1 protein-coding gene is annotated in these 3516 nt (G+C 71.4%); it reads right to left on the bottom strand.

Annotated features, from left to right (window positions below; genetic code table 11):
• Positions 1–3516 (bottom strand): type I polyketide synthase (locus tag KN815_RS35645; protein ID WP_216345987.1); only part of this gene is annotated, 3516 nt, incomplete at both ends.

Raw genomic sequence — 3516 nt, forward strand, 5'->3', positions numbered from 1 at the left:
GCCCCGACAACACCCCGGCCAGGGCCTGACGGTCCGCGGCGTCACACGCCGCGATCACCACCTCGGCGCCGGCGGCCTCCAACTCGGCCCGCAGCTCGGCCGCGCCCTCAGCCTCCGCACCACGGCGGGACATCAGCACCAGCTTCTCGACGCCATGCCGGGCCACCAGATGCCGGGCCACGACACCACCCAGAACACCCGTACCACCGGTGACCAGAACGGCACCCGAGCCGAACCCACCCGACTCCCGAACCTCACCCGACTCCAGAGCCCCACCCGAGGGCAGCACCCGGCCCAGGCGCGGCATCCGCACCGCACCCGACCGCACCACCAACTGCTCCTCACCTCGAGTCAGCAGCCCGGGAAGAACACCAGCCACCCCGTCCACATCATCGGTGTCCACCAGCACCAGGCGCCCGGGGTTCTCCGACTGCGCGGACCGCACCAGACCCCACACCGCGGCCCCCGCCAGATCCCGCACACCAACGCCGTCACCCGCGTCAACAGCGCCCCGGGTCACCACCACCAGCCGCTCACCGGCAAGGTCCTCGTCGGCCAGCCATGCCTGCACCCGCTCCACAACCTCGAACACCCGCCCATACGTCTCACCCACCACATCCGCACCGCCGGAGACGACCCGCACCACCTCGGTCCTCGGCGCGATCTCACCCACCGCCACAGCCTGGGGCGCGTCCACCCACTCGACCCGGAACAGCGCCTCCCGCGCCGCGCCGCCCACGGCCTTCAGTTGATCCGCATCGACCGGACGCAACACCAGCGACTCGACCGACGCCACCACCCGCCCGGACTCGTCCCCCACCAGCACCGACACCGCGTCCGACCCGGCACCCGCCGACGCCAGCCGTACCCGCAGCGATGTCGCGCCCACCGCCTCCAGGGCGAACCCGCGCCATGAGAACGGCAGCCGGCTCCCCGAACCGCCCGACAGGCTCTCGCTCACACCCATCGCGTGCAGCGCCGCGTCGAACAGCGCCGGATGCAGACCGAACTGACCCGCCCGGTCCCCCTCCTCCTCCGGAAGCTCGACCTCCGCGAACACCTCGTCGTCACGGCGCCACGCCTGCTTCAGCCCCTGGAAGACGGGCCCGTACTCCAACCCGTTCTCCGCCGCCCGCGCATACTCACCCGACACATCGACCGACTCGGCCCCCGCCGGAGGCCACACACCGAAGTCGAACTGGGTGCCGGAGACGGGCGCGGCCGAGCCGACCACACCATGGGCATGCCGCACCCATGCGGCGCCCTCGCCCTCCGCTTCCTCCCGCGAGAACACACTCACCTCACGGAAGCCGGAAGCGTCCGCCTCCCCCACCTCGACCTGAAGGTGTACTCCACCCTTCTCGGGCACGATCAGCGGCGCTTCCAGGACCAGTTCCTCAACGCGGCCGGCCCCGACCTGGTCGCCCGCCCGTACCACCAACTCCACGAACGCCGTCCCCGGCAGCAACATCACTCCGTGCACGGCGTGATCCGCCAGCCAGCCATGCGTGGCCAACGACAGCCGTCCGCTCAGCAGCACCCCGCCGCCGCTCGCCAGCGACACCACCGCGCCCAGCAACGGATGCCCCAGCGAGCCCAACCCCACCGAGCCCACATCGCCCATACCCGCGGGGGCGTCGAGCCAGAAGCGCTCGTGCTGGAAGGCGTAGGTCGGCAGTTCCACACGGCGGGGGCGGTGTCCTTCGAACACCTTCCGCCAGTCGACGCTCGCCCCGCTGACATGCAGTTCGGCGGCGGAGGTCAGGAACCGCTCAGCTCCGCCCTCATCACGCCGCAGAGTCCCCAGGACCACCGCCCGCGCCTCGGCGGCCTCCACCGTCTGCTGCACCGGCAGGGTCAGCACCGGATGCGGGCTCACCTCGATGAACACGGTGTGGCCCGCATCGAGCAGGGTGCGCGTCGTGGACTCCAGCTCGACGGTCTGCCGCAGGTTCCGGTACCAGTACTCGGCGTCCAGCCCGGCGGTGTCCACCAGCTCACCGGACACGGTCGAGTAGAACGGGACGTCCGACGAACGCGGCGCGATATCCGCCAGAACCTTCAGCAGCTCCTCGCGGATCCCCTCCACATGCGCCGAGTGCGACGCGTAGTCCACCGGAACCCGGCGGACCCGCGCCTCCTCACCCTCCAGCTCCGCCACCATCTCATCCAGCGCACCCGGGTCACCCGAGACCACCACGGAACCGGGGCCGTTCACCGCCGCCACCGAGATCGCGCCACCCCACCGGGCGAGACGCTCCTCCACCTGGTCCGCCGGCAGCCCGACCGACACCATGCCGCCACGGCCCGCAAGGCCCCTCGCGATCGCCTGCGACCGCAAGGTCACCACCTTCGCGGCGTCCTCCAGCGACAGCGCACCGGCCACACACGCCGCCGCGATCTCACCCTGACTGTGACCCATCACCGCGTCCGGCTCGACACCCACCGAACGCCACAGCTTCGCCAGCGACACCATCACCGCGAAGAGCACCGGCTGGACGACATCCACCCGGTCGAAACCGGGAGCACCGTCAACCCCGCGCAGCACATCCGTCAGCGACCAGTCCACATGGGCCGACAGCGCCGACTCACACTCACCGATCGCCTCCGCGAACACCGGCGAGGACTCCAGCAGCCCCACCGCCATGCCCACCCACTGCGCACCCTGACCCGGGAACACGAACACCGAACGACCAGGCGTTTCGGCGTCCTTCCCCCAGACCACACCGGGGAGCTTCGCGCCCTCGGCCACCGCCTCCAGGCGCTCGAGGAGTTCCTCACGGCTGGTCCCGGTCACCACGGCCCGCTGCTCGAAGGCGAACCTGGTCGTCGCCAGCGAGAGTGCCACATCGGCGGCGCCCAGCTCCGGCCGCTCCGCCACGAACTCCCGCAGCCGCCCGGCCTGCACCCGCAACGCGGTGTCGGTCTTGCCCGACACCACCCACGCCACCGGGCCCGCGACACCACCGTCAGCGGGCTCCTCGGCAACCTCCGCCTCGGTCTCGGCCTCCGGGGCCTGCTCCAGGATCACATGCGCGTTCGTCCCGCTCACGCCGAACGAGGACACACCGACCCTGCGCGGCTCCCCGGTCTCCGGCCACGCCCTCGCCTCGGTCAACAGCTCGACCTGGCCCTCGGACCAGTCCACATGGCTCGACGGAGCGTCGACATGCAGCGTCTTCGGCAGGACGCCGTGCCGCATCGCCATCACCATCTTGATGACGCCGGCCACACCGGCGGCGGCCTGCGTATGGCCGAGGTTCGACTTCAGCGAGCCCAGCCACAACGGGCGGCCCTCGGGCCGATCCTGGCCATACGTCGCCAGCAGCGCCTGCGCCTCGATCGGGTCGCCCAGCGTCGTTCCCGTACCGTGCGCCTCGACCACGTCGATCTGGCTGGGGGTCAGCTCACAGTTCTCCAGCGCCTGCCGGATCACGCGGCGCTGAGACGGACCGTTGGGGGCCGTCAGACCGTTGCTCGCGCCGTCCTGGTTCACGGCGGAGCCGCGTACCACCG

Origin of the sequence: Streptomyces niphimycinicus (genome assembly GCF_018883605.1) — a bacterium.
GTDB classification, from domain to species: Bacteria; Actinomycetota; Actinomycetes; order Streptomycetales; family Streptomycetaceae; genus Streptomyces; species Streptomyces niphimycinicus.